This window comes from Sphingobacterium zeae, from assembly GCF_030818895.1.
GTDB classification, from domain to species: domain Bacteria; phylum Bacteroidota; class Bacteroidia; order Sphingobacteriales; family Sphingobacteriaceae; genus Sphingobacterium; species Sphingobacterium zeae.
In genome coordinates this window covers 5,010,563-5,032,439 of record NZ_JAUTBA010000001.1, presented here as the reverse complement: position 1 = coordinate 5,032,439, position 21,877 = coordinate 5,010,563, and the positions used below count along the sequence as shown (strand labels likewise).

Here is a 21,877-nt window from a genome sequence, read left to right as displayed (position 1 = left end):
ATGAGCAATACAAAATATATATTAGGTAGTTTTGCGGATCCCGATGAAATGATGCATGGGATCGACAAATTGCAAGCAAACAATATAAGTATTTACGACTGCTTTACTCCGATGCCTATTCATGGTATCGAGGCAAAGCTGGGTGTGAAACCTTCTCGCTTGCCTATCGCAGCATTTTGCTTTGGAGCATTAGGAACGACATTAGGTTTTAGTTTGTTGTATTATACAATGGCATACGATTGGCCGATGAATATCGGTGGTAAGCCATCTTTTGGTATGCCGAACTTTGTTCCGGTTACATTTGAGGTTACCATCTTATTGTGTGCTTTGGGTATGGTTGCTACATTCTTCTTCCGTAACCACTTATTCCCAGGACGTGCACCTCGTGTAATGGACTTGAGAGCAACAGATGATCGTTTCATCCTTGCAGTAGATGCCAAAGAAAATACAGATCACGCTTTGATCGATAGCTTATTGAAAGAAGCTGGTGCTGTTGAAGTTAAGTACAATGATAGAAAATATGTTAGCTATGAATAAGAAGAATTTACTTGGAACGCTATGCGCCGCTGTGGCATTGACAGCACTTGTTTCTTCTTGTGGTGACAAAACAACTCGTAGTACAGGTTTAGAGTTTTCTCGTAACATGTACGATCCGCTTGCTTTCAATCCGGATCAACCTAATGCGAATTTTGCTGATGGAAAAACAGCACAAACACCTCCTAAAGGTACGGATCCTATCGGTTTTACTCGTTTTGAGTATGCCAATACATTAGAGGATTATGAGCGTGCAGGAAGAGAAGTAAAAAGTCCTTTAGTCGTAAATGCCGAAAATCTTGAAAAAGGTAAAGCTTTGTTCACAACGTATTGCTCTGTATGCCATGGTGTAGAGGGTAAAGGTGATGGTCCGATCACCAAAGACCGTAGCGTGACAGATTCAAGAGGTACCCGTCAATTAGAGAACTTTCCTCCGCCACCATCTTATCATAGAACAGATGCGGCGAACTCTTCACGAGGTGGTTTGATGGCTGACTTGACTGATGGTAAAATTTACCATACAATTTATTACGGACACAACTCCATGGGATCACATGCGTCTCAATTATCTCCAGAGGAGAGATGGAAAGTTGTTATGTATGTTCACGAATTACAAAAGAAATAATCTAACATCAGATATATAAATGGGAACTCACAGTCATCATCACGATTATAATTTCAACGAGCGATACGAGTTTGCTGGCAAAGCTAAATTGTTCAGTATTATCGCTGTTGTACTAGGTATAGCTGCTGTAGCTATTGGGTTGCTTTCGGGCGATCACGTTACTGTAGAGCGTACTTATGCCAACTTGTTATTGATGGGTTATTACTTTACATGTGTATGCGCAGCTGGAACATTCTTTGTTGCCTTGCAATATGTGACCCAATCTGCATGGTCTGCAGGTTTGGTACGTATACCTCAGGCTATGGCGAGTGTTTTACCAATTGCTTCATTGATTTTATTGGTTATTGTAGGTTTAGGTTTAACTACACATAATTTATACCATCACTGGAATGCAGACGGTATCACTGATCCGCATAGTACAAATTATGACCCTATCATCGCAGGTAAATCTGCTTATTTAAATGTTCCATTCTTCTTGATCCGTCAAGTGGTATTTATGGGTACATATAGCATATTTGCAGTTATTTTTGCGAAACTTTCTTATAAAGAGGATTTGGAAGGCGGATTGACTTCTTATAAAAAGTCATTCAAATTGTCAGCAATCTTCTTGGTTATTTTCGGTTTTACCACTCCTATCTGGTCTTTCGATACCGTGATGTCTTTAGAAGCTCACTGGTTTTCGACGATGTTCGGTTGGTATAACTTTGCAGCAATGTGGGTAAGTGGTATTTCATGTATTACCATCATTGTTGTTGTGTTGAAGAAAGCGGGTTATATGAACTGGGTAAACGAAAATCATTTACACGATTTGGGTAAATTGATGTTCGGTTTCTCGATCTTCTGGACTTACGTTTGGTTTGCACAATTCATGCTGATTTGGTATTCAAACATCCCAGAGGAAACAGTTTATTTCTACAAACGTTGGGAACCGGAATACAAACCTTGGTTTTGGTTAAGTATTATCATTAACTTTGTGGCACCTTTGTTATTATTGGTAGACCGCGACGCGAAACGTAAACAAAATGTCATGTTGTTCGTCGGTATTCTATTATTGGCTGGTCACTGGCTTGATTATTACATCATGATTATGCCAGGTACGGTAGCAGAGCACAGAGGATTTGGTGTCATTGAAATCGGAACTGCGCTTGGTTTCTTAGGTTTGTTCACTTTCTTAGTGTTTAGCAAATTAAGCAAACAGGCATTGGTGCCTAAAAATCATCCTTTGTTGGACGAGAGTTTACATCACCAAATATAGTTTCACTTTTAAAGGAAGGTTACGTAAAAAACGTTATAAAAGAAATGAGCTTTAAATTAAATAATAGATTCAAATCCATCTCGGGTTTTGTGCTTGCTCTAGGGTTGCTTTTTGCAAACCCTATCCTGGCAAGTCAACAAGATACAGTAGCATCTGATTCTGCAAAAGTGGCAACTACAGCGTTAGCGGCCCCTGCAGCGACGGATTCGGTTGCAAAAGATACAACAGCGGCAGCAGGTACTGCTGCTGTTGCATCTACTAGTTCTGGTACAGAAGCTAGTGCAGCTGCTCCTGCTGTTGAAGAAGTGAAGCAGATAGACCCTCAGGTTTATAAAAACTTCACATATTATGTGTTGTTGTTCTTAGTTATCTGTACAGTCGTTGCCGTTATTGGCAAAGTACTTTCGATCTATGAATTGACAAGAAAAATGAACGGTAAATACAATCCGTTTGCGAATAACACATTTCAATCGTCATTGTTATTCATTTTCTTGGTCGTATTTCTTTATGGTGTGTATTGGTCCTATGTACATTGGGGAGCAGCTTATTGGCGCTCAGCAGTGACGGAGCATGGCGAGCGTATTGATACCATGTTTATCATTACGACAGCGATCACAACATTCGTATTGGTTATCACACACATTCTGTTGCTGACGTTTACATTTTTGTACCGTATGCGGGCAAAACGTCAAGCTTACTATTACCCTCATAACAATGCGATCGAGAAATTGTGGACAATTGTTCCTGCTGTGGTATTGACAGTGTTGGTACTGTTCGGTTTCTTTACGTGGAGATCGATCACAAATATTCCTGAAGATCTTCAAAAGTCAGCATTACAGGTTGAGGTTCTTGGTGAGCAGTTTCAATGGAATGTTCGTTATGCTGGTTCAGATGGCGTTATTGGTAAGCGTAATTATAAAATGACGACGCCAACTAATCCATACGGTATTGACTTTAATGATAAAAATTCTTGGGATGATATTCAAGGATCTGAAATTTGGTTGCCTGTCAATAAACCTGTACGTTTCCATATCATTTCAAAAGATATTATTCACTCTTTCTACATTCCGGATTTCCGCGTTCAGATCAATGCGGTACCAGGAATGACCAACTATTTCCAGTTCACACCTACTGTAACGACAGAAGAGATGCGCGATCGTTTGGGTGATTATAACTATGACTTTGTGATGTTGTGTAATAAGATCTGTGGATCTGGTCACTACAACATGCAGAAGAAAGTTGTTGTCGTAACAGAGGAGAAGTATAAAGAATGGTTAGCTAAACAAAATAAATATTTTACTGAGGATTTGCAAAAAGAGTTCAGTGGTAAAACAGCTAACGTGAAAAAGGATAGTGTACAAGTTACAGCATCTTTGAACTAATTAAGAATTTTTGAATATAAAATCGAATATGTCAAGTACAGTAATATCGCATAGCGCTGAACATCACGATTCGCACGGCCATCATCACGAGGAGTCGTTCATCAGAAAGTATATCTTCTCGGGTGACCACAAGATGATTGCTAAGCAATTCTTGATCACTGGTATCATCATGGCAGTTTTTGCGATGCTTTTATCAGTATTATTCCGTATCCAATTAGCATGGCCGGATAAAGAGTTCCCTATATTAGAAGTATTCTTAGGTAAGTGGGCTGAAGGTGGACGTATAAAACCGGAGTTTTTCCTTTCCTTGGTGACCATTCACGGTACCGTAATGGTATTCTTCGTGTTGACTGCTGGTCTGTCAGGTACTTTTAGTAATTTATTGATTCCATATCAAATCGGAGCACGCGATATGGCATCTCCTTTTATGAACATGTTGTCCTACTGGTTGTTCTTTGTAGCATCGGTAATTATGGTTGCATCGTTCTTCGTAGAAAGTGGACCTGCTTCTGCTGGTTGGACAATCTACCCGCCACTATCGGCTGTTCCTACCGCGATCGCAGGATCTGCAACAGGTATGACCTTGTGGTTAGTGAGTATGGTTCTATTTGTAGCTTCACAGTTGATCGGTGGTATTAACTATGTAAGTACAATTTTGAACATGCGTACAAAAGGAATGGACTTATGGAAAATGCCTTTGACAATCTGGGCGTTCTTCTTAACTGCTATCGTGGGTATGTTGTCATTCCCAGTATTGGTTTCAGCGGTTGTTCTTCTGATTTTTGACCGTGCTGCTGGTACGTCATTCTATTTATCGGATCTTGTTGTTCAAGGACAAATTTTACCAAACGAAGGTGGTTCTCCAATTCTGTTCCAGCACTTGTTTTGGTTCTTAGGTCACCCTGAGGTATATATCGTTGTTATGCCAGCTTTGGGTCTAACATCTGAGGTTATTGCTACAAACGCTCGTAAACCAATCTTTGGTTACCATGCCATGGTATATTCGTTAATCGGTATTACTGTATTATCGTTTATCGTATGGGGTCACCACATGTTTGTAACGGGTATGAATCCGTTCTTGGGTGGTGTATTTATGATTACAACACTGATTATCGCAGTTCCTTCCGCTGTAAAAGCCTTTAACTACCTTGCAACACTGTGGAAAGGTAATATCCGTTTCACACCTGCAATGATGTTTGCTATCGGTTTGGTATCCTTCTTTATCTCTGGTGGTTTGACAGGTTTATTCTTGGGTAATGCGGCTTTAGATATCAACTTGCATGATACGTACTTTGTTGTTGCTCACTTTCACTTGGTGATGGGATCTGCATCGATTTTCGGTATGCTTTGTGGTGTTTACCACTGGTATCCTAAGATGTTTGGTCGTATGATGAACGCCAAATTAGGTTATTTACACTTCTGGTTGACTTTCATAGGTGCTTATCTGGTATTTTTCCCAATGCACTTTATGGGTATTGATGGTGTTCCTCGCCGATACTATGCATTTACAGAATTTGCTTTCATGGCGAAGTGGGTGTCTGTAAACAAATTGGTTACTTGGGCTGCGATTATCGCTGCTTTAGGTCAGGTAGCATTCTTATGGAATTTCTTTACATCGATTTTCTTCGGTAAGAAAGCGCCTCAAAATCCTTGGCAGTCTAACACATTGGAATGGACTACTCCGGTAGAGCATATTCATGGTAACTGGCCAGGTGAGATTCCAACTGTGCACCGTTGGCCTTACGATTACAGTAAGCCAGGTCATGGTGAGGATTTTATTCCTCAAGATGTTCCTTTCTCTCAAACCATGAGTTCTAACTTACCTCATGATTTTGAAGGAGATGAGGAAGCTGAGCGTATCCAGGCAGAATGGAATGCTCAAAATGGTAGAAAAGACTAATAGAATCTTATCAATAGAGTAGGAGCAATCCTGCTCTATTTTATAGAAGTTTGTATTTTTTAAGAGGTAGGGGTAGTATTATGTTTCCAGCAGCTGAGAAGCGATTTATAAAGACCAATTTGATAACGATCATTGTGTTGTTTTTGGTCATTGTTGCTGGAGGAGTGGTTCGGAGTACAGGGTCAGGTATGGGATGCCCAGATTGGCCAAAATGTTTTAACCGTATTGTTCCTCCCACAGATATTTCTCAATTACCTCAAGGATATGAACAGCATTATATCGAAGGAAGAGCAAAGAAGAACGAACGTTTCGCGAAGATTGTAGAATTTTTCGGGGATAAGGAAATGGCTTACAAACTCCGTACCGATAAGAGTATTTTGCAACATGAAGAGTTTAATGTCGCAAAGACCTGGACGGAATATATTAATCGGTTGGTCGGTGTTGTTTCTGGATTTTGTTTGTTATTGACAGCGATTTATTCTTTCACCTATTTAAAATTAAGAAGTTCGATCGTTGTATGGTCAGTGATCAATCTTTTTGTTGTAGTCCTTCAGGCCTGGTTAGGATCAATTGTTGTATCGACCAATTTAATGCCATGGATTATTACAGTGCATATGCTTTTGGCGATTGTAATTGTTTGCATTAGTATTTATACTTATTTCAAAGCGGTTACTTTACGAAACAAAAGCCTACTGGTCAATCGTTCTTTGGGTATATTAAAAGGACTTGCTATAGCTTCTATTTTATTGATGCTAACACAAGTGATTGTCGGTACGGGTGTCCGGGAAGAGGTTGATTTGTTAACCGGTTCTACCATAGCCCGAACTGATTTTATAACGACTATCGGCCAGCAGTTTGAATTGCATCGCTGGTTGGCATATTGTTCTTTGATTTTAGTAATCGTATTATTCTTTTTGGTCCGCACAAGTTTTAATTCGGGGTCTAAGCAGTATAAATTTGCTTTGATTGCACTAATTCTAGTGGGTATCCAAATGCTATCAGGAATTATTTTAGCTCGATTTGCAATACCTGCCTTTGCACAGACAACACATTTGGTGGTGGCTACGCTCTTATTTGGTGCGCAGTTTTACTTGTTGTTATTGTTAAATAAGCAAAGGCACTAATACCGCGTTCGGGATGTTTATGTTTAAAAGGACGTGTTTAATTACACTGATAGTAGGAGGTCTCTTTTAGTTATGAAAGAATTTATTTCAGATTTCAAAAAGCTTGTTAAGTTGCGACTTACGTTGACGGTGGTATTTTCTGCCTCAATTGCTTTTTTGATCGGATCAAAACAACAGGGTGATATCGTCTGGATCAACTGGTTATTGTTGACATTAGGCGGTTTTCTGGTAACAGGGTCTGCCAATGGTTTTAACGAGATCATTGAAAAAGATTTGGATAAACTGATGAAGCGTACGGAAGACAGACCCTTGCCGTCTGGCCGAATGACAACTGGACAGGCTTTGGTATTGAGTGTCTTTATGGGCATATTAGGAACCTTGGTACTTGTTCGATTGAATTTCGTAGCGGGTTTGCTATCTGTATTCTGTATTCTGCTCTATGCGTTTATCTATACACCTTTAAAAAGAAAATCGCCAATAGCAGTGTTTGTCGGTGCGTTTCCGGGTGCATTTCCTCCGTTGATAGGATATTATGCAGCCTTTTCGCAAGATGATTTAGCCTACTATAGTGGACATAACGAAGAGGCCATTATTATTATTCCTTTTGTATTGTTTGCTATTCAGTTTTTATGGCAGTTTCCACATTTTTGGGCTATAGCTTGGGTAGTGGATGACGACTATAAGCTAGCGGGCTTTCGCTTGTTACCGACGACAAAACGTGATAAGATATCGGCCTTTATGGTATTTTTAACAGGATTGTTTATGATACCTGCAGGTTTTATTCCGTATCATTTTGGCTTTGGTGGGATTTGGTTTACGGTTGTATCGGTAATTGGTGGATTGATGTTTGGTTATTATGGTTATTTGCTGTTTAAGAATTGTGATATTCCTTCAGCGAAGAAAGTGATGTTTACCTCATTTATCTATCTGCCTGTGACACAACTCGTATTATTGCTTAACTTTATTCCGTTGAAATAATGTTAGATATACAAGCACAAACTGACGAGAAGTTAGTACAGAGAAAAGCCCAAAAGTTCAACCTATGGTTGGGTATGTTGGGTATGTTCATGATGTTTGCCGCTTTATCCAGTGGTTTCATAGTATATACAGCGAGTGGTGTGGACAAAGGGATTAAGACCTTATTGCCCAACGCACTTTTGTATAGTACACTGGTGATTGTGGTGAGTAGTCTGACCATGTTTTTAGCGCATAGATCGGCTAAAAATGGTGAGCCTTCCAAACAGCGGTTGTTTTTGATAGCAACTTTTATTTTGGGAGTCGTATTTTTTGCCTTGCAAGTCCATGCTTGGAATGTATTGATCGATAGAGGTGTTTATTTTGTGAATAACAATGCATCGCAATCTTTTGTATATGTTTTTATCTGGATGCACTTGGCGCATATTATTGCGGGTTTGATCGTTTTGATTGGCGCGATTATAGGAATTAACAAACTTCCTAAAGACGGCAATCTTTTCCGCATGGATCTTGCCAGTATTTTTTGGCATTTTCTCGATCTTTTATGGATTTATATATATGTTTTCTTACTTTTGAATCAATAATAGTAAACAATGAGTACAACAGTATCGCAATTGGATAAGGTAAAAACTGGTCCATGGAATGGTGGAAAATCACCTTGGAACTTAGAGTATGGAAAAATCATGATGTGGTTTTTCTTGGTAGGGGATGCCTTCACATTTTCTGCATTTTTGGTTTATTATGGCGCACAACGCTTTTCTCATCCAACCTGGCCTGATCCAGATAAGATCTTCCAATCTATCCCTGGAATTGCGGAGCATGGTCAGCCATTGGTATTCGTCGGTTTGATGACATTTATTTTGATTATGTCTTCGGTAACGATGGTATTGGCGGTAGAGGCAGGCCACCGTAACCAAAAGAATGAAGTAGTCAAATGGATGCTGTGGACTATTTTGGGCGGTATCTGTTTCGTTGGTTGTCAGGCTATTGAGTGGACCCACTTGCACCACATGGGGTTCTGGTTTGGTAAAAATCCAGCAACTGGATTGGAAGGTGATGCTATCAAAACAGCATTATTACCTTATTTCACACACGACATTTCCTATACTTCCGCGTTACAATTTGCTAACTTGTTCTTTACAATTACTGGTTTTCACGGATTTCACGTTACAGTAGGTATTATTTTAAATATCATCGTCTTATGTATGACATTAAATAATACATTTGAAAACCGTGGTTCTTACCTCATGATCGAAAAAGTAGGTTTGTATTGGCACTTTGTGGATTTAGTATGGGTATTTGTTTTTACATTCTTCTACTTAATCTAATTACGCAATAAATAATTTTAGATAGCTATGTCACAATATCAAGATAATATCGCTCATGGAGAGCATGCTCACGAAGGTGGGATGGATAAAAAAGCCATTTGGAGAGTATTTGGCGTGCTTTTAGCGCTTACTTGTCTAGAGTTCTTAATTGCATTGGGCTTTGTACACCATTGGCAAATTTTAGCGAAGGGTGCATTGGTAAATACCATTTATATTGTACTTACTTTGGTTAAAGCTTATTATATCGTCGCATTCTTTATGCACTTAAAATTCGAAAAATCGAGCTTTATCGTTACCGTTGGAATTGTCTTTATTTTTATTATTTATTTTATTGTTTTGATGCTTGTTGAAGGGGGGCATTTGGCTTCTGTTTTTCAAGAACATCAATTATTTCCCAATAAATAGATAAAGTGAATGGATAATAATACTGGACAAAAGAAAGGTATTAAAACTATATTGATCCTGGCCGTAATTCTTTTACTGCCAGGATTTTTATATTTTATACTGAATAAAAGCGGGTCGAACAGCTATGCTTCTTTGCCAATCTTTGGAAAGAAGGAAGTCCCTGGCACTACCCATCGAAAATGGGGGCGGGACATCATGGACACAATTTATCATACCGTACCCTCGGTTGATTTTGTTAATTACGATGGTAAAAAGGTGCATCTATTGGATAATGATACGACGCTTTCTGTGGTGCATCTGATGTATTCTAGGGATGCTTCGTTATCAAGGACGATGATTAAGCGACTTGATCAGATTGCTAATCGATTTATTCAGAATCGGAAGGTTAAGTTGTATTCGATTACCGTTGATACTACTTATGATACACCGGAGGTATTGGCAAAATATGTAAAAGTTTACAAGCCCTGGACCAAATCTTGGTTTTTTGTGACGAAGCCTTCTGTGGATATCTTTAGATTTGCGAAAGAAAGTCTTTTACAGGATGCGCTTGTCAACCCTGATGGTAGCAAGCCATTTATAATCGGATCAAATTATCTGTTGCTCGATACCAAAGGTAGGATAAGAGGAATATACGATATCAATGTGAAGACTGACGTTGATCGTCTTGAGGATGAAATTAAATTATTGTTGGTCGAGGAAATCCGGAACCATCCAGCTACTATAGAACAAAAAAGGTAATTATATCATGGGAGAGAGTCTCAACACAGAGAAAAAGTATAGTAAGTGGATTTGGCTACTATCTATTGTGATTCCAATAGTAGTCGCTATCCTTTTTACAGTGAATTTGCAGAAATTGGGTTATAATGTGAAGCCGCTTACATTTTTACCTCCGATCTATGCTACGATAAATGGCATTACTGCTGTATTGCTTTTTTGGGCTGTAGCTGCAATAAAAAGGGGGAATAAGGCGTTGCACGAACGTTTGATCAAGTGCTGCATCGCTTGCTCTTTGGCATTTTTAGCGATGTATGTTGCCTATCACATGACTTCGATCGAAACAAAGTATGGAGGTGAGGGCATTTGGAGACCGATCTATTTTTTCATCCTGATCACTCATATCCTGCTTTCTATTATTATTATTCCTTTTGTACTTTTTACATTTGTACGCGGTATATCGGGATCTTATGAACGCCATAAGAAATTAGCTCGAATTACTTATCCGATGTGGTTATATGTTGCTGTTACAGGAGTAATTGTTTATTGGATGATTTCTCCATATTATATTGGTTAATTTAAGCAAGGAAGGGAGTTTATTTATGAAACGTATTTGGATTTATCAGGCTGATCGCATATTGTCTCAAGAGGAAAGCACGCAAATTTCGGACGAATTGATGGCTTTTGCCGAACAGTGGAAAGTGCATGGAAAGCCGCTTTCGGCTTCTGCGGAATTGCGTGATGGGCTTTTTGTGATTCTTAAAGTGGACGAGGAAATCGCCGCTGCTTCTGGTTGCTCGATTGACAGTTCGGTACGCTTTTTAAAAGGCATTGAATCTAAATATAATATTCAATTATTTGACCGTATGCAGTTCGCATACAAGTCGGAGCATGGGATCGCTGTAGTTAACCGTGATGGATTTGAAAAGTTGTTGGCTGAGGGTATCATCAATGACGATACTTTAGTATTTGATAATACCATTACACAGGAGCATCAAATGGAAAATGCGTGGGCCGTACCTTTCCACAGCAGTTGGCATAAGCGACTTTTTAAATAATTTATATTATAATGACAACTAAGGGCCATAGTACTGAACTATAGCCCTTAGCGGTTTAATACACTGCCTCGTTTTTGCCGCTTTCAGGGCCTTCGCAAAAGGGATGATTATCCGCTTACTCAGGAATGGTATAATGGTGCATGTATTTTGCAATTGCATTTGCGCGTCTATTGACATACGTAGAAGGGTTGCGTGCATCCCATTCTCTGGGATTTGGCAATATCGCTATGATTAGGGCAGCTTGCTTTTTGGAAAGATTGCTCCCTGTCTTGCTAAAGTAATATGCTGCCGCGGCGTCAGCACCATAGACCCCTTGTCCCATTTCAATCACATTAAGATAAACTTCAAGAATTCTTTTCTTACTCCAAAAGGTCTCAATAAGTACGGTAAAGTAGGTTTCAAATCCTTTTCTCAACCAGGATCTTCCCGGCCATAGAAATACATTTTTCGCTACCTGCTGGCTAATGGTACTTCCTCCGCGCAGTTTTTTGCCTTGTGCATTTTTTTTGATGGCATTTTGAATTCCCTTTAAGTCAAAACCCCAGTGAGTCATAAAATGGGCATCTTCTCCTGCAATAGCGGCTAACTTGAGGTTATCGGACAGCTCATCGTAATCCAGCCAATTTTTTTCCAATTTGAAGCCTTTTCCTTGTTCTTTCAGTTCAAATCCCCGTTGAATCATCAGCCAAGTAATTGGAGGATTGATAAAACGTAAGCTAATGACCCAAAATAGTGTAATACCGATAAAGTAGAGAATTATTCGTGTGACAACACGGAGGATGGGTGACTTTATTGACTTCAACGGGTTAAATGAATTCTTTTTGAAGGTGTTTTTTTGTGTGCTGGACGTATTTTGTTTACCAGTTCTTTTGATGGCCATGACTAATTTTTTTCGCTTACAAACTTAGCTTATATTCTTGTTTAATGGAAATGATTTTGTTGAGAAGTTGAGTGTATCGTTTGCCAAAGCGATGTTATTATCCTATTTTTACGCTTCATAAAAATTGAGTTTAAAAGTTGGCAAAAGAAAAGAAAGTAACCCCATTGATGCAACAGTACAATGCGATCAAGATTAAGTATCCTGGAGCGTTGTTGTTGTTCCGTGTTGGCGATTTTTACGAGACATTTGGTGAGGATGCAATTAAGGCTGCTCAGATTTTGGGTATTGTTTTGACGAAGCGTGGAAATGGCTCGGAATCGGAAACGGCATTGGCTGGTTTTCCGCATCATTCGTTGGAAACTTATCTTCCGAAACTGGTACGTGCTGGTCAAAGGGTGGCAATTTGTGATCAGCTGGAGGATCCGAAGGCGACGAAAACAATTGTTAAGCGTGGCGTGACAGAACTGGTCACCCCCGGTGTTTCTTACAATGATAATATTGTTCAACAGAAGTCCAATAATTATTTGGCATCAATTTTTATCGAAAAAGAACGGATTGGGATTTCTTTTCTAGATATTTCAACAGGTGAATTTTTAGTTGCTCAGGGTAGCGTTGCTTATATCGATAAATTGCTTCAAGGGTTTAAACCGACGGAAATTATTCTCGCCAAAAAACAGAGCAAGGAATTTATCGAGCAATTTGGGACACAGTATTACACCTATTTTCTGGATGAATGGCCTTACACGGGTGACTATGCTACTGAAACATTATTGAAACATTTTGAGGTTTCATCAATGAAAGGATTTGGCGTTGACCGTATGTCTGCGGGTATTGTTGCTGCTGGTGTAGCTTTACATTACCTCAATGAAACCGAGCACCGTAACTTACAGCATATCTCTACGCTTTCACGCATCGAAGAAGACCGTTATATGTGGCTGGACCGTTTTACGATTCGCAATCTGGAACTAATTGGCTCGATGAATGAAAATGCAGTGACGTTATCGGATGTGTTGGATCATACATCTAGTCCAATGGGAGCGCGCTTGCTTAAGCGCTGGATTGTAATGCCCTTGAAAGATAAAAAGAGTATCCAGGAGCGATTGAATGTTGTGGATTTCTTTGTGGCTAACCGCGATTTAAGGGATGAATTGATTGGCCAGATCAAGCAAGTAGGCGATCTTGAACGCTTAATCTCAAAGATCGGGCTTCAGAAAGCCAATCCCAGGGAAATCGTGCAGTTGAAGCGCGCGTTATTTGCTATAGAGAAGTTGAAAGAACTTACAGATCGCAAAGATGCCAATGCACTGCGTACGATTTCGGAACAATTGGATGCCTGTACTGCTATCCGAGAACGAATTGAGCTGCAGGTTCAGGCAGAACCACCTGTTATCATCAATAAAGGGAATGTAATTGCGGATGGGGTTGATGCGGAACTGGATCGGCTACGTAAAATTGCCTTTGGAGGGAAGGATTATTTGCTGGAAATCCAAAAAAGGGAAGCAGAGATCACGGGTATTCCTTCCTTAAAAATTGCGTTTAACAATGTATTCGGCTACTACCTGGAGGTTACTAATACACATAAAGACAAAGTTCCAACTACTTGGATACGTAAGCAGACCTTGGTGAATGCCGAGCGTTATATTACGGAGGAACTTAAAGAATATGAAGAACAGATTCTTGGAGCCGAAGAAAAGATTCAGGCTTTAGAGAGTAGGTTGTATGCTGAGCTGTTGATTTCGATCGCCGAATACATTAAACCTATTCAGCTGGATGCACAGTTGATCGCTAAGCTGGATGTACTCCTCAACTTTGCTGTTGTGGCGGAGAAGAATTATTATGTGAAACCAGAAGTCAGTGAGAGCAAGATTTTAGATATAAAAGGTGGAAGACACCCTGTCATCGAAAAAAATCTACCGGTGGGCGAGGATTATATCACGAATGATACGTTTTTAGATCCAAAGACACAACAGATTATTATCATTACGGGGCCTAATATGGCGGGTAAATCAGCACTGCTTCGTCAGACTGGATTAATTGTACTCATGGCACAAATAGGCTGTTTTGTTCCGGCAAAAGAGGCTAAAATTGGCTTGGTTGACAAAATTTTTACTCGTGTCGGGGCATCGGATAATCTTTCTTCTGGAGAATCTACTTTCATGGTCGAGATGAATGAAACCGCGAGCATTATGAACAATCTGTCAGACCGCAGTCTTATTCTCTTGGACGAAATTGGCCGTGGTACAAGTACATATGACGGGATTTCTATTGCTTGGGCCATTGCAGAATTTTTGCATAATCACCCGGCTGCCAAAGCAAAAACACTATTTGCGACCCATTACCATGAATTGAATGAACTGACAACTTCTTTGGATCGTATCAAGAACTATAACGTGACGGTAAAGGAGGTCAATAATAAAGTTATTTTCTTGCGGAAACTTGTTCCGGGAGGTTCGGAACATAGTTTTGGTATACATGTAGCCAAGCTGGCAGGGATGCCCCAAAAATTGCTCAATCGCGCTAATCAGATTTTAAAAAGGTTGGAGCAGGAGCGTACCGGTGGAGAGCAGATTAAGGATAGTATGCGTAAGATCCAGAAACAGGCGTATCAGCTACAGATGTTTTCGATTGATGATCCTGTCCTAAACAAGATTAGGGATATGTTGAATAATTTGGATGTTAATTCGCTGACTCCCGTCGAAGCATTGATGAAACTGGATGAAATTCAGCGGTTGCTAAAGCATTAATCCTTGAAATAGGACTTATTTTTCGATTGGAATAGCGCAGTAGTGCGCTATTTTGGGTTTAAAGGCATAAACTGACCTATTCATTTTGGATTACCGATATTTTTAAAATCGAAAGCATAGTGCTAAGCTTCCGTAGTTCGCTTGGATGGGGCTCAGTACTTTGCTGCTTGCGTCATATGGTGCGTAATGATAGCCTAGTTCGAAGCCGATGTATTTTTGGTTTTTCATGCGGAATAGTGAGGAAAGACCAAGCCCGAGGTGAATATTGTTGATGGTAACCATATTTTCTGTATATCCACCGTCATAATAATAACCATCCGGATCATAATAACCTGAAGAATACGTATTCTCTGTGATGCCGGTATCTGTGATGTCAATACCGAGAATGGCTTTTGGAATCAGGATGAATTTGTCGTTGTCAAAAACTTTATAGCCCACAGCACCTCCTATAAAAGCGGTCGCTGATGAATTGACTGATACTTCTGATCCATCATAGTTATAGTCGATATTGCGATCGTTTGCGTTGATGCGTACCTTTAGACCTCCTTCGAAGATCAATTTCCTTTCCAGTGAACTCATCAACATAAATCCGAGCGTTAGGTTTGTACCGAACACTTTGTTGCTTCCTCCTAGCGGACTCATCGCGCCTATGGAAGGGACGTAGCCTAGTTTGGCTTTATGCCGGTTTCTATATACTTTAGGGGTTGGAAATTGTTGTTCATCACTTTGTGTATTGGCTTGTTGGTCTGGGATTTCTTCAGGCTCTTGTGTATCCGCAAAGAGATGAAGGATATTTGTTTCCTGGCTGCTTAACGTGTAATTATCAGATGCAAGCAGGGCTTTCGCTCTTAATTTGATAAGGTTATCTAGTGGATGGCGTAGTGGATAGAAATGGAATTTTGCTTTATTTTGCTCATACTGCGTTGTAAAATCGTCTTGATCTGCTGCATCTAGTCTTTGGAGCAGGCTCTTATCAAATTGATTGTTCCAGTATAGGTCGATCGCTTTCGTGCTATTTTTCTTTTCAATAATGAGTATTAGGATCCGTAGTCTTTGTATATATTCGTTGATGCCGCAGCTTGCTTGTATAGTATTCAGTAAGGGGGCAATTTTTTCGAACTCATTGTTGTTTAAGGCTTTTGTCAACAAAGGAAGGGTCTCAACCGTATATCGTTCACAATTTTCCTGTGCATGCAATCTTGTGATGAAAAGGATGCTACTGATGATCAATATGAAAAAAGCAAGCTGGCGGATACTCATGGTTTATCTAGATTTATTGCAGACTAAATTAGTAAATAAATCGCAGGATATATTCGTTTGTTTGCGTCAACGGCTTTAAAAGTTTTATCTTTGGTCTATGGCGTCGATATTTCGGTTTAAAGAATTTGAGGTTGATCAGTCTGATTGTGCAATGAAGATTAACACAGACGGCGTATTATTGGCTTCATTGTTGGAAGTGGAGACTGCAGGACGAATTCTCGATATCGGTACAGGAACCGGAGTCATTGCATTGATGTTGGCTCAACGGTTTGTGAACAGTTGGGTAGAGGCTGTAGAGCTGGACTCTTTAGCTGCTGCGATGGCAGATAAAAACTTTCGTCATTCCGTTTTCTGTGATCGGCTTATGCTTCACGCCTGTGCCTTTCAGTGTATGGAAATGGCAGCGCCTTATGATTTGATTGTTTCAAATCCACCATTTTATACGGACTCCCTCCATAATCCTGACAATCGAAAGAAGCTCGCGCGGCATGCTGACGTGGAGTTTTTTGCTGAATTATTAGATTTCGCTTCTTTGCGCCTATCGAATCAGGGGAAATTAATTCTGATCGTTCCTACAGCTTTGGCAGATATACTGATGAAGATTTCAACAGAGCGAGCTCTTTATTGTTGTGCTGAAGTTCAGATAAGTTCCTTTGAAGGTGGATCGGTCATCCGCAAGATCATAACATTTGAACGGAAGCCTGTCGAATCGGTTGCTGTACGTGAGTTTGTTATATACGCAGAGAAAGGTATTTATTCAGCAGCTTATCGCCACGTATTGGCACCTTATTTTTTAGCTTTTTAGGTTATGACAAAAATCGGATTACTTTCGGATACACATTCTTTTCTGGACGAAGCGGTATTTACTCATTTTGCCGCCTGCGATGAGATCTGGCATGTTGGAGATTTCGGTGAAGGTGTTGTTGCAGACCGGTTGGCGGCGTTTAAGCCGTTACGCGGTGTTTATGGAAATATTGATGGTCAGGATATTCGTTTGCAATTTCCCGAAGATTTGAGATTTAGCTGTGAGGAAGTAGACGTTTTTATGACGCATATTGGTGGCTATCCAGGGAAATATGCTGCGCGTGTTAAGGGGGAATTAATGAAAAATCCTCCGAAATTATTTATTACAGGACACTCACACATTTTAAAGGTGATGTTTGATCCCAAAATACAATGCCTTCACCTCAATCCTGGGGCGGCAGGAAAGCACGGCTGGCATAAAGTGCGGACATTGATGCGATTTGACATCAATGCGGATAAAATTGAAAATCTTGAGGTTATTGAGCTGAATGGGCGTTAGATCAGAGCAGCTTTTTATGCCTCTTTTTTTAGGATGGATAGCCTAACAATACTTTGAGTGATGGCAAACAGATCATGCGGTGTATTGGGTTCTAATGCAACTAACATGCCTTTCGTCAGACTTATTTTACTTCCGTTAACACCGAAGTCTATATTGCCTTCGACAATTTCAACAACGATTGATGCCGCAGTTTTATGCTCTTTCATGTATTGTCCTTTGGCAAAAGCGAGACGATATTCTTTGCTGCCATTTGTTTCCAGCAGAAGATCCATTTTGGGCTGTTTATCTTGGTATGTTACGTTTTGAAAAATAGATGCTGTTTGCATAGTCTTTGTGTCATTAGCTGGTGTTGCTCAATATGCTTTTGGGGCCTCTGTTCAACGAAAGGATTGCTGCAATAAATAGGGGGTTATAAGGAATCACGAACTTCAACAAGAAAGCTCTTTAGACGCTCTAGTGAATCGATAACGCGTTGATTTTCTTTTGCTTCTGATTTGTTGTCTCGCAGATAATCGCGTGCTCCCTGAAGCGTGTAGCCTTTGTTTTTAACCAGATTGAAAATGATTTTTAAATTGGCAATATCTTCCTGCGTAAACAGGCGATTACCTTTTTTATTCTTTTTAGGTTGTAAAATATCAAACTCACGCTCATAAAAACGTATTTGGGAGGCGTTTACTTCGAACATCTCTGTCACTTCTCCCATTGTATAATACAATTTATTTATTTCACGCTCTTTGTACGGCATATCTTCACAATTAATCTATAGCAAACTTAATAAAAATTCCTATTCAAAAAGAAATTTTTGCGATCATCTTATGTAGTGAGCGACTGAAAGCAAACAGCGTAATTTAATCTAGATGTAATCGCTAATTATTGTGGGTAAGCGTAAATTTTTATAAGTTTGATTCATGTGAAAAGGGTTAAAGTATTATGTATGGTTATAGTGAGCAAATTTTGGACAAATTTATTTTCTTTTGGAAGAGCGAATGCAATTACTATTTATCCTTTTATTTTTCTAAAAAGTACTTCTTTCAAATGCAACGAGAACCTGATCCGTCATGAACGTATACATTTGCGCCAAGCGCTTGAATTGGGCATTCTCTTCTTTTATGTATGGTATCTTATTGAATTTGTCTTTCGCTTTATTCAATTGAAAGATTTTGATCGCGCATATCGACGTATATCTTTTGAGCGGGAAGCGTATGATAAGGAAGGTGTACCGGACTATTTAGACAGGAGAAGGCTATGGTCATTTTGGCGATATCTTTGAATAGGACTATTTGATGGTGTTTAAAAAGAGAAAAGCGGTACCAAAACTATTTTTGGTACCGCTTTCTGTTTTATCCTTTGGAAGATTAATTATCCGACTAATTTTAGATAAGTAGCTACCTTGTTTTTCAACTGTCTGCGGTCGACAATGAAATCTAAAAATCCATGTTCAAGAACAAATTCTGAAGTCTGGAACCCTTTTGGTAGATCCTTTTTTATTGTTTCTTTAATGACACGTGGGCCAGCAAACCCGATTAACGCACCTGGCTCTGCAATATTTACATCACCCAACATGGCATAAGATGCTGTAACTCCCCCCGTTGTTGGGTCTGTCAGCAAACAGATATACGGAAGGCCTGCTTTGGCCAATAGGGCTAATTTAGCCGAAGTTTTAGCCATTTGCATCAATGAAAATGCAGCTTCCATCATGCGTGCACCGCCTGATTTTGAGATTAGCATAAATGGAATTTTATGCGCAATACAGTAATCTATCGAGCGTGCTATTTTCTCACCGACCACTGACCCCATTGATCCGCCGATAAAACTAAAGTCCATACAGGCGATAACAATATCTTGGCCATTCATTTTTCCATGTCCAGAACGTAAGGCATCTTTAAGGCCTGTTTTGGCTTGGCTTTCTTTTAAACGATCGGGATATGGCTTTGAATCGAAGAATTCTAATGGGTCACCCGAACTGAGATTGGGAAATAGTTCGGTAAATTCGTTATTGTCAAATAAAATTGAAAAATATTCTTTGGAGCCAATTCTTAAATGGTGGCCACAATATTGACAAACATAGTCATTTTCTACTTGTTCAAGATGCAATAATGGCTTTTTGCAAGTGGGACATTTGTTCCACATGCCATCAGGTGCTTCTTTTTTATTAGCGGTAGCTGTGCTAATACCAGCTTTTTCTCTTTTAAACCAACTCATACGATAGTTCTTATTCGATTACAAACTTATATAAATTTGAGTTTATATACAATTATAATTATGTTGAATGTGTAGGCCACGCGATGAAAACGCCTTGTCTAACAGGCCTTCTATTCATAATGGGACTATGGGCCACCATTGGGCTATATAAGACATTGAGCTGATTATTAGATTGAAATTAATTTTGAAGTGGCAGGTCAGCCAAAAATTAGGGCACAAAAAAAGGGTAAGCTACTTCTATCGCACCGCTCAACCAAATACCCTTGCTTTGTTCCCAACCTGGGGGAGTCAATGGGAGCTGGTCGTAGAAGACTTACCCGTCACAAAAGTAGAAAAAAAAACAGTTTTAGGAAAGAAAAAATGCTATTTTATCTTATGCGATTGATTATCATGCTGATAATTTATTTTGAAGTGGTGAAAAACACTTACATTTTGTTTTGATCATATTCTCCCAATAGCGAATAATACCCAAATAGGCCAAGTCCAATGGAGATAATCGGTGTTAAGATAAATAGGATAATGATTCCAAATACTACATCTTCCTGGTGGCCGGTGGAGATTTTTGGCAATGCCAGTTCAAAAACGGAAAAAATAAGCGGTGAAAAGCGCTAAAGTAATCCAGAGTATGCCAAGTAATTTTTTGATATTATTCATGATTAGTGGGCGTTGATTTGTTATTGATATAAATACTGCCGATGATAAAACATACAATTGCGATAATAATCGGATACCATAGGCCCGCAAGATAAAATTGTGGTGTCTGAGCTACTTCGGCATTGGTCGTTAGGTAAGTGGATACGGCGGGTAGGAGTCCACCGAATATTCCGTTTCCAACATGGTAAGGCAAAGACATGGACGTGTAGCGGATCTTTACCGGGAACAGTTCGACGAGAAAGGCTGCAATGGGACCGTATACCATGGTAATATAAATCACCTGAATAAAGATGAGGAGAATGAGGCATATGTAGTTCCAGTTGGCAATATGAACAGTTGTTGTGACTGTTTGCTGGCCTTTTAGTTTGCCCGATTGGTGTATTGTTTTAGTACGAGTGATTTCGGTTCCGTCGTCATATTGTGTTTTGACAACTGATTTTATTTCTGTTTTTTCTTTAACCGTCGGACTTTCGACTGTTTCATTCAGTTTGACTTTGTGCGCTGCATTGGAAAGTTGGTACATCGATTCATAAATTGGGCGATAGGTCAATACCGCGAGTAGCATACCGCCGAGCATAATCCACTTTCGTCCAATTTTGTCACTGAGCCATCCAAACACGACAAAAAATGGTGTCCCTAAAAGTAGGGCTATCCCAAGAATGGTATCTGCCTGATCCGATTGGAGGTGCATCACTGTTTTCATGAAACTCATGGAATAGAACTGTCCGGTGTACCAAACAACACCTTGTCCCATGGCGGCACCAAATAGTGCGAGCAGCACAAATTTGAGGTTGTATCGGTTGCCGAAACTTTCTTTTAAAGGATTTGTACTTGTTTTACCTTCTGCTTTAGCTTTGCTAAATTCGGGTGACTCCTTCATTTTTTTACGAATGAGGTAGGAGACATATACCATAACTAAGGAGAGTAAGAAAGGAACCCGCCATCCCCAGATGTCAAATTGTGATTCGGTGAGCAGGCTTTTGGTGAGTAGGATGACGACTAGTGATATAAAGAGGCCAAATGTCGCTGTTGTCTGTATCCAGGAGGTCCAGTATCCTCGCTGCCCAATAGGCGCATGCTCGGCCACGTAGGTGGCTGCACCGCCATATTCTCCACCGAGGGCAAGACCTTGTAACAGGCGAAGGATCAAAACGAGCAGGGGAGCCCAAAATCCGATGCTTTCATAGCTTGGAATGCAGCCTATAAGAAATGTTGCTCCGCCCATAAGCATTAAGGTAACCATAAACGTATATTTTCGACCGATGATATCACCGAGTCGGCCAAAAAATAGGGCACCAAATGGGCGAACGACAAATCCAGCCGCAAATGTGGCTAATGTGGAAAGGAAAGCAGCTGTTGGATTTTCTGCGGGGAAGAATTTGGTAGAAATTACGATCGATAGGCTCCCAAAGATAAAAAAGTCATACCATTCGATAAGTGTGCCCATAGAGGATGCGCCGATGACTTTCCAGATACTTTTTGTGTTGTTTTCGTTCATTAATTGTTTGTTTTGTTGGTTTAGTTTATGAATATT

Annotated in this window: 25 protein-coding genes and 1 other RNA gene; 17 read left to right on the top strand and 9 right to left on the bottom strand. The window is 39.8% G+C overall.

Going from position 1 to position 21,877, the window contains the following annotated elements:
* From QE382_RS21130 to QE382_RS21070, 13 genes are all read left to right on the top strand, one after another.
* Positions 1 to 537: a DUF3341 domain-containing protein gene (locus QE382_RS21130; protein ID WP_075991040.1), complete on the top strand. Its 537-nt coding sequence runs from the start codon at positions 1 to 3 to the stop codon at positions 535 to 537.
* Complete coding sequence (locus QE382_RS21125) at positions 521 to 1,159, top strand: c-type cytochrome (protein WP_370877905.1); 639 nt, start codon at positions 521 to 523, stop codon at positions 1,157 to 1,159. Before QE382_RS21130 ends, QE382_RS21125 begins: the two co-directional genes overlap by 17 nt.
* A gap of 19 nt (positions 1,160 to 1,178) precedes the next feature.
* A complete protein-coding gene (locus QE382_RS21120; protein WP_307187643.1) occupies positions 1,179 to 2,414 on the top strand; it encodes a quinol:cytochrome C oxidoreductase in 1,236 nt (411 codons plus the stop codon).
* Between the two features lie 44 nt (positions 2,415 to 2,458).
* On the top strand, positions 2,459 to 3,796 hold the full coding sequence (locus QE382_RS21115; RefSeq protein WP_307187642.1) for a cytochrome c oxidase subunit II: 1,338 nt from the start codon (positions 2,459 to 2,461) through the stop codon (positions 3,794 to 3,796).
* Between the two features lie 28 nt (positions 3,797 to 3,824).
* A complete protein-coding gene (locus tag QE382_RS21110) occupies positions 3,825 to 5,696 on the top strand; it encodes a cytochrome c oxidase subunit I (RefSeq protein WP_307187641.1) in 1,872 nt (623 codons plus the stop codon).
* An 80-nt stretch (positions 5,697 to 5,776) separates the two neighbouring features.
* Positions 5,777 to 6,820 (top strand): COX15/CtaA family protein, encoded by a 1,044-nt coding sequence (locus tag QE382_RS21105; RefSeq protein WP_307187640.1) that lies wholly within the window; start codon positions 5,777 to 5,779, stop codon positions 6,818 to 6,820.
* A gap of 72 nt (positions 6,821 to 6,892) precedes the next feature.
* On the top strand, positions 6,893 to 7,798 hold the full coding sequence (gene cyoE / locus QE382_RS21100; RefSeq protein WP_293956358.1) for a heme o synthase: 906 nt from the start codon (positions 6,893 to 6,895) through the stop codon (positions 7,796 to 7,798).
* On the top strand, positions 7,798 to 8,379 hold the full coding sequence (locus QE382_RS21095) for a cytochrome c oxidase subunit 3 (RefSeq protein ID WP_307187639.1): 582 nt from the start codon (positions 7,798 to 7,800) through the stop codon (positions 8,377 to 8,379). Before cyoE ends, QE382_RS21095 begins: the two co-directional genes overlap by 1 nt.
* 9 nt (positions 8,380 to 8,388) lie before the next feature.
* Positions 8,389 to 9,123 carry a cytochrome c oxidase subunit 3 gene (locus tag QE382_RS21090; RefSeq protein ID WP_121125511.1) on the top strand — a complete coding sequence of 245 codons (735 nt, stop codon included), beginning with the start codon at positions 8,389 to 8,391 and terminating at the stop codon, positions 9,121 to 9,123.
* 27 nt (positions 9,124 to 9,150) lie between these two features.
* Positions 9,151 to 9,528 carry a cytochrome C oxidase subunit IV family protein gene (locus QE382_RS21085; protein ID WP_209578650.1) on the top strand — a complete coding sequence of 126 codons (378 nt, stop codon included), beginning with the start codon at positions 9,151 to 9,153 and terminating at the stop codon, positions 9,526 to 9,528.
* 9 nt (positions 9,529 to 9,537) lie between these two features.
* The gene (locus QE382_RS21080) at positions 9,538 to 10,266 is read left to right on the top strand and encodes an SCO family protein (RefSeq protein WP_307187638.1); all 729 of its coding nucleotides are present in this window, start codon (positions 9,538 to 9,540) and stop codon (positions 10,264 to 10,266) included.
* Positions 10,267 to 10,273: 7 nt separating this feature from the next.
* On the top strand, positions 10,274 to 10,819 hold the full coding sequence (locus QE382_RS21075; protein WP_307187637.1) for a DUF420 domain-containing protein: 546 nt from the start codon (positions 10,274 to 10,276) through the stop codon (positions 10,817 to 10,819).
* 25 nt (positions 10,820 to 10,844) lie between these two features.
* A complete protein-coding gene (locus tag QE382_RS21070) occupies positions 10,845 to 11,300 on the top strand; it encodes an ABC transporter ATPase (RefSeq protein WP_307187636.1) in 456 nt (151 codons plus the stop codon).
* 115 nt (positions 11,301 to 11,415) lie between these two features.
* Here the strand turns inward: QE382_RS21070 and mtgA are convergent, their stop codons facing one another.
* Positions 11,416 to 12,180: a monofunctional biosynthetic peptidoglycan transglycosylase gene (gene mtgA, locus QE382_RS21065; RefSeq protein ID WP_307187635.1), complete on the bottom strand. Its 765-nt coding sequence runs from the start codon at positions 12,178 to 12,180 to the stop codon at positions 11,416 to 11,418.
* 137 nt (positions 12,181 to 12,317) lie between these two features.
* Between mtgA and mutS the strand changes: the two genes are divergently transcribed.
* Positions 12,318 to 14,924, top strand: a complete 2,607-nt coding sequence (gene mutS, locus QE382_RS21060; RefSeq protein WP_307187634.1) for a DNA mismatch repair protein MutS — start codon at positions 12,318 to 12,320, stop codon at positions 14,922 to 14,924.
* Between the two features lie 102 nt (positions 14,925 to 15,026).
* Here the strand turns inward: mutS and QE382_RS21055 are convergent, their stop codons facing one another.
* Positions 15,027 to 16,184, bottom strand: a complete 1,158-nt coding sequence (locus QE382_RS21055) for a hypothetical protein (RefSeq protein ID WP_307187633.1) — start codon at positions 16,182 to 16,184, stop codon at positions 15,027 to 15,029.
* Between the two features lie 97 nt (positions 16,185 to 16,281).
* Here QE382_RS21055 and QE382_RS21050 point away from each other — a divergent pair, with 97 nt between their 5' ends.
* Together QE382_RS21050 and QE382_RS21045 are read left to right on the top strand one after the other, a co-directional pair.
* A complete protein-coding gene (locus tag QE382_RS21050; RefSeq protein ID WP_307187632.1) occupies positions 16,282 to 16,989 on the top strand; it encodes a tRNA1(Val) (adenine(37)-N6)-methyltransferase in 708 nt (235 codons plus the stop codon).
* Positions 16,990 to 16,992: 3 nt separating this feature from the next.
* The gene (locus QE382_RS21045) at positions 16,993 to 17,487 is read left to right on the top strand and encodes a metallophosphoesterase family protein (protein WP_307187631.1); all 495 of its coding nucleotides are present in this window, start codon (positions 16,993 to 16,995) and stop codon (positions 17,485 to 17,487) included.
* 14 nt (positions 17,488 to 17,501) lie between these two features.
* On the opposite strand, the gene QE382_RS21040 is transcribed toward QE382_RS21045, so the two are convergent.
* Positions 17,502 to 17,813, bottom strand: coding sequence for a cupin domain-containing protein (locus QE382_RS21040; RefSeq protein WP_293879567.1), 312 nt, complete (start codon positions 17,811 to 17,813; stop codon positions 17,502 to 17,504).
* 83 nt (positions 17,814 to 17,896) lie between these two features.
* Positions 17,897 to 18,232, bottom strand: a complete 336-nt coding sequence (locus tag QE382_RS21035) for a MerR family transcriptional regulator (protein WP_209578639.1) — start codon at positions 18,230 to 18,232, stop codon at positions 17,897 to 17,899.
* 189 nt (positions 18,233 to 18,421) lie between these two features.
* Between QE382_RS21035 and QE382_RS21030 the strand changes: the two genes are divergently transcribed.
* Positions 18,422 to 18,757, top strand: a complete 336-nt coding sequence (locus QE382_RS21030; protein ID WP_307187630.1) for a hypothetical protein — start codon at positions 18,422 to 18,424, stop codon at positions 18,755 to 18,757.
* Between the two features lie 89 nt (positions 18,758 to 18,846).
* Here the strand turns inward: QE382_RS21030 and accD are convergent, their stop codons facing one another.
* The 5 genes from accD to QE382_RS21015 all read right to left on the bottom strand — a co-directional run bounded on the left by accD (position 18,847) and on the right by QE382_RS21015 (position 21,841).
* A complete protein-coding gene (gene accD / locus QE382_RS21025; RefSeq protein ID WP_209578637.1) occupies positions 18,847 to 19,689 on the bottom strand; it encodes an acetyl-CoA carboxylase, carboxyltransferase subunit beta in 843 nt (280 codons plus the stop codon).
* Between the two features lie 221 nt (positions 19,690 to 19,910).
* Positions 19,911 to 20,008, bottom strand: an RNA gene (gene ffs, locus QE382_RS21020) — signal recognition particle sRNA small type.
* Positions 20,009 to 20,114: 106 nt separating this feature from the next.
* Entirely contained in the window at positions 20,115 to 20,258 is a 144-nt protein-coding gene (locus QE382_RS23625) for a DUF6814 family protein (protein ID WP_370877885.1), read from the bottom strand.
* A 7-nt stretch (positions 20,259 to 20,265) separates the two neighbouring features.
* A complete protein-coding gene (locus tag QE382_RS23620) occupies positions 20,266 to 20,343 on the bottom strand; it encodes a DUF6814 family protein (RefSeq protein WP_370877904.1) in 78 nt (25 codons plus the stop codon).
* The gene (locus tag QE382_RS21015; protein WP_307187629.1) at positions 20,336 to 21,841 is read right to left on the bottom strand and encodes an MFS transporter; all 1,506 of its coding nucleotides are present in this window, start codon (positions 21,839 to 21,841) and stop codon (positions 20,336 to 20,338) included. The genes QE382_RS23620 and QE382_RS21015 overlap by 8 nt, the downstream gene beginning before the upstream one ends.
* Positions 21,842 to 21,877 lie beyond the last annotated feature (36 nt).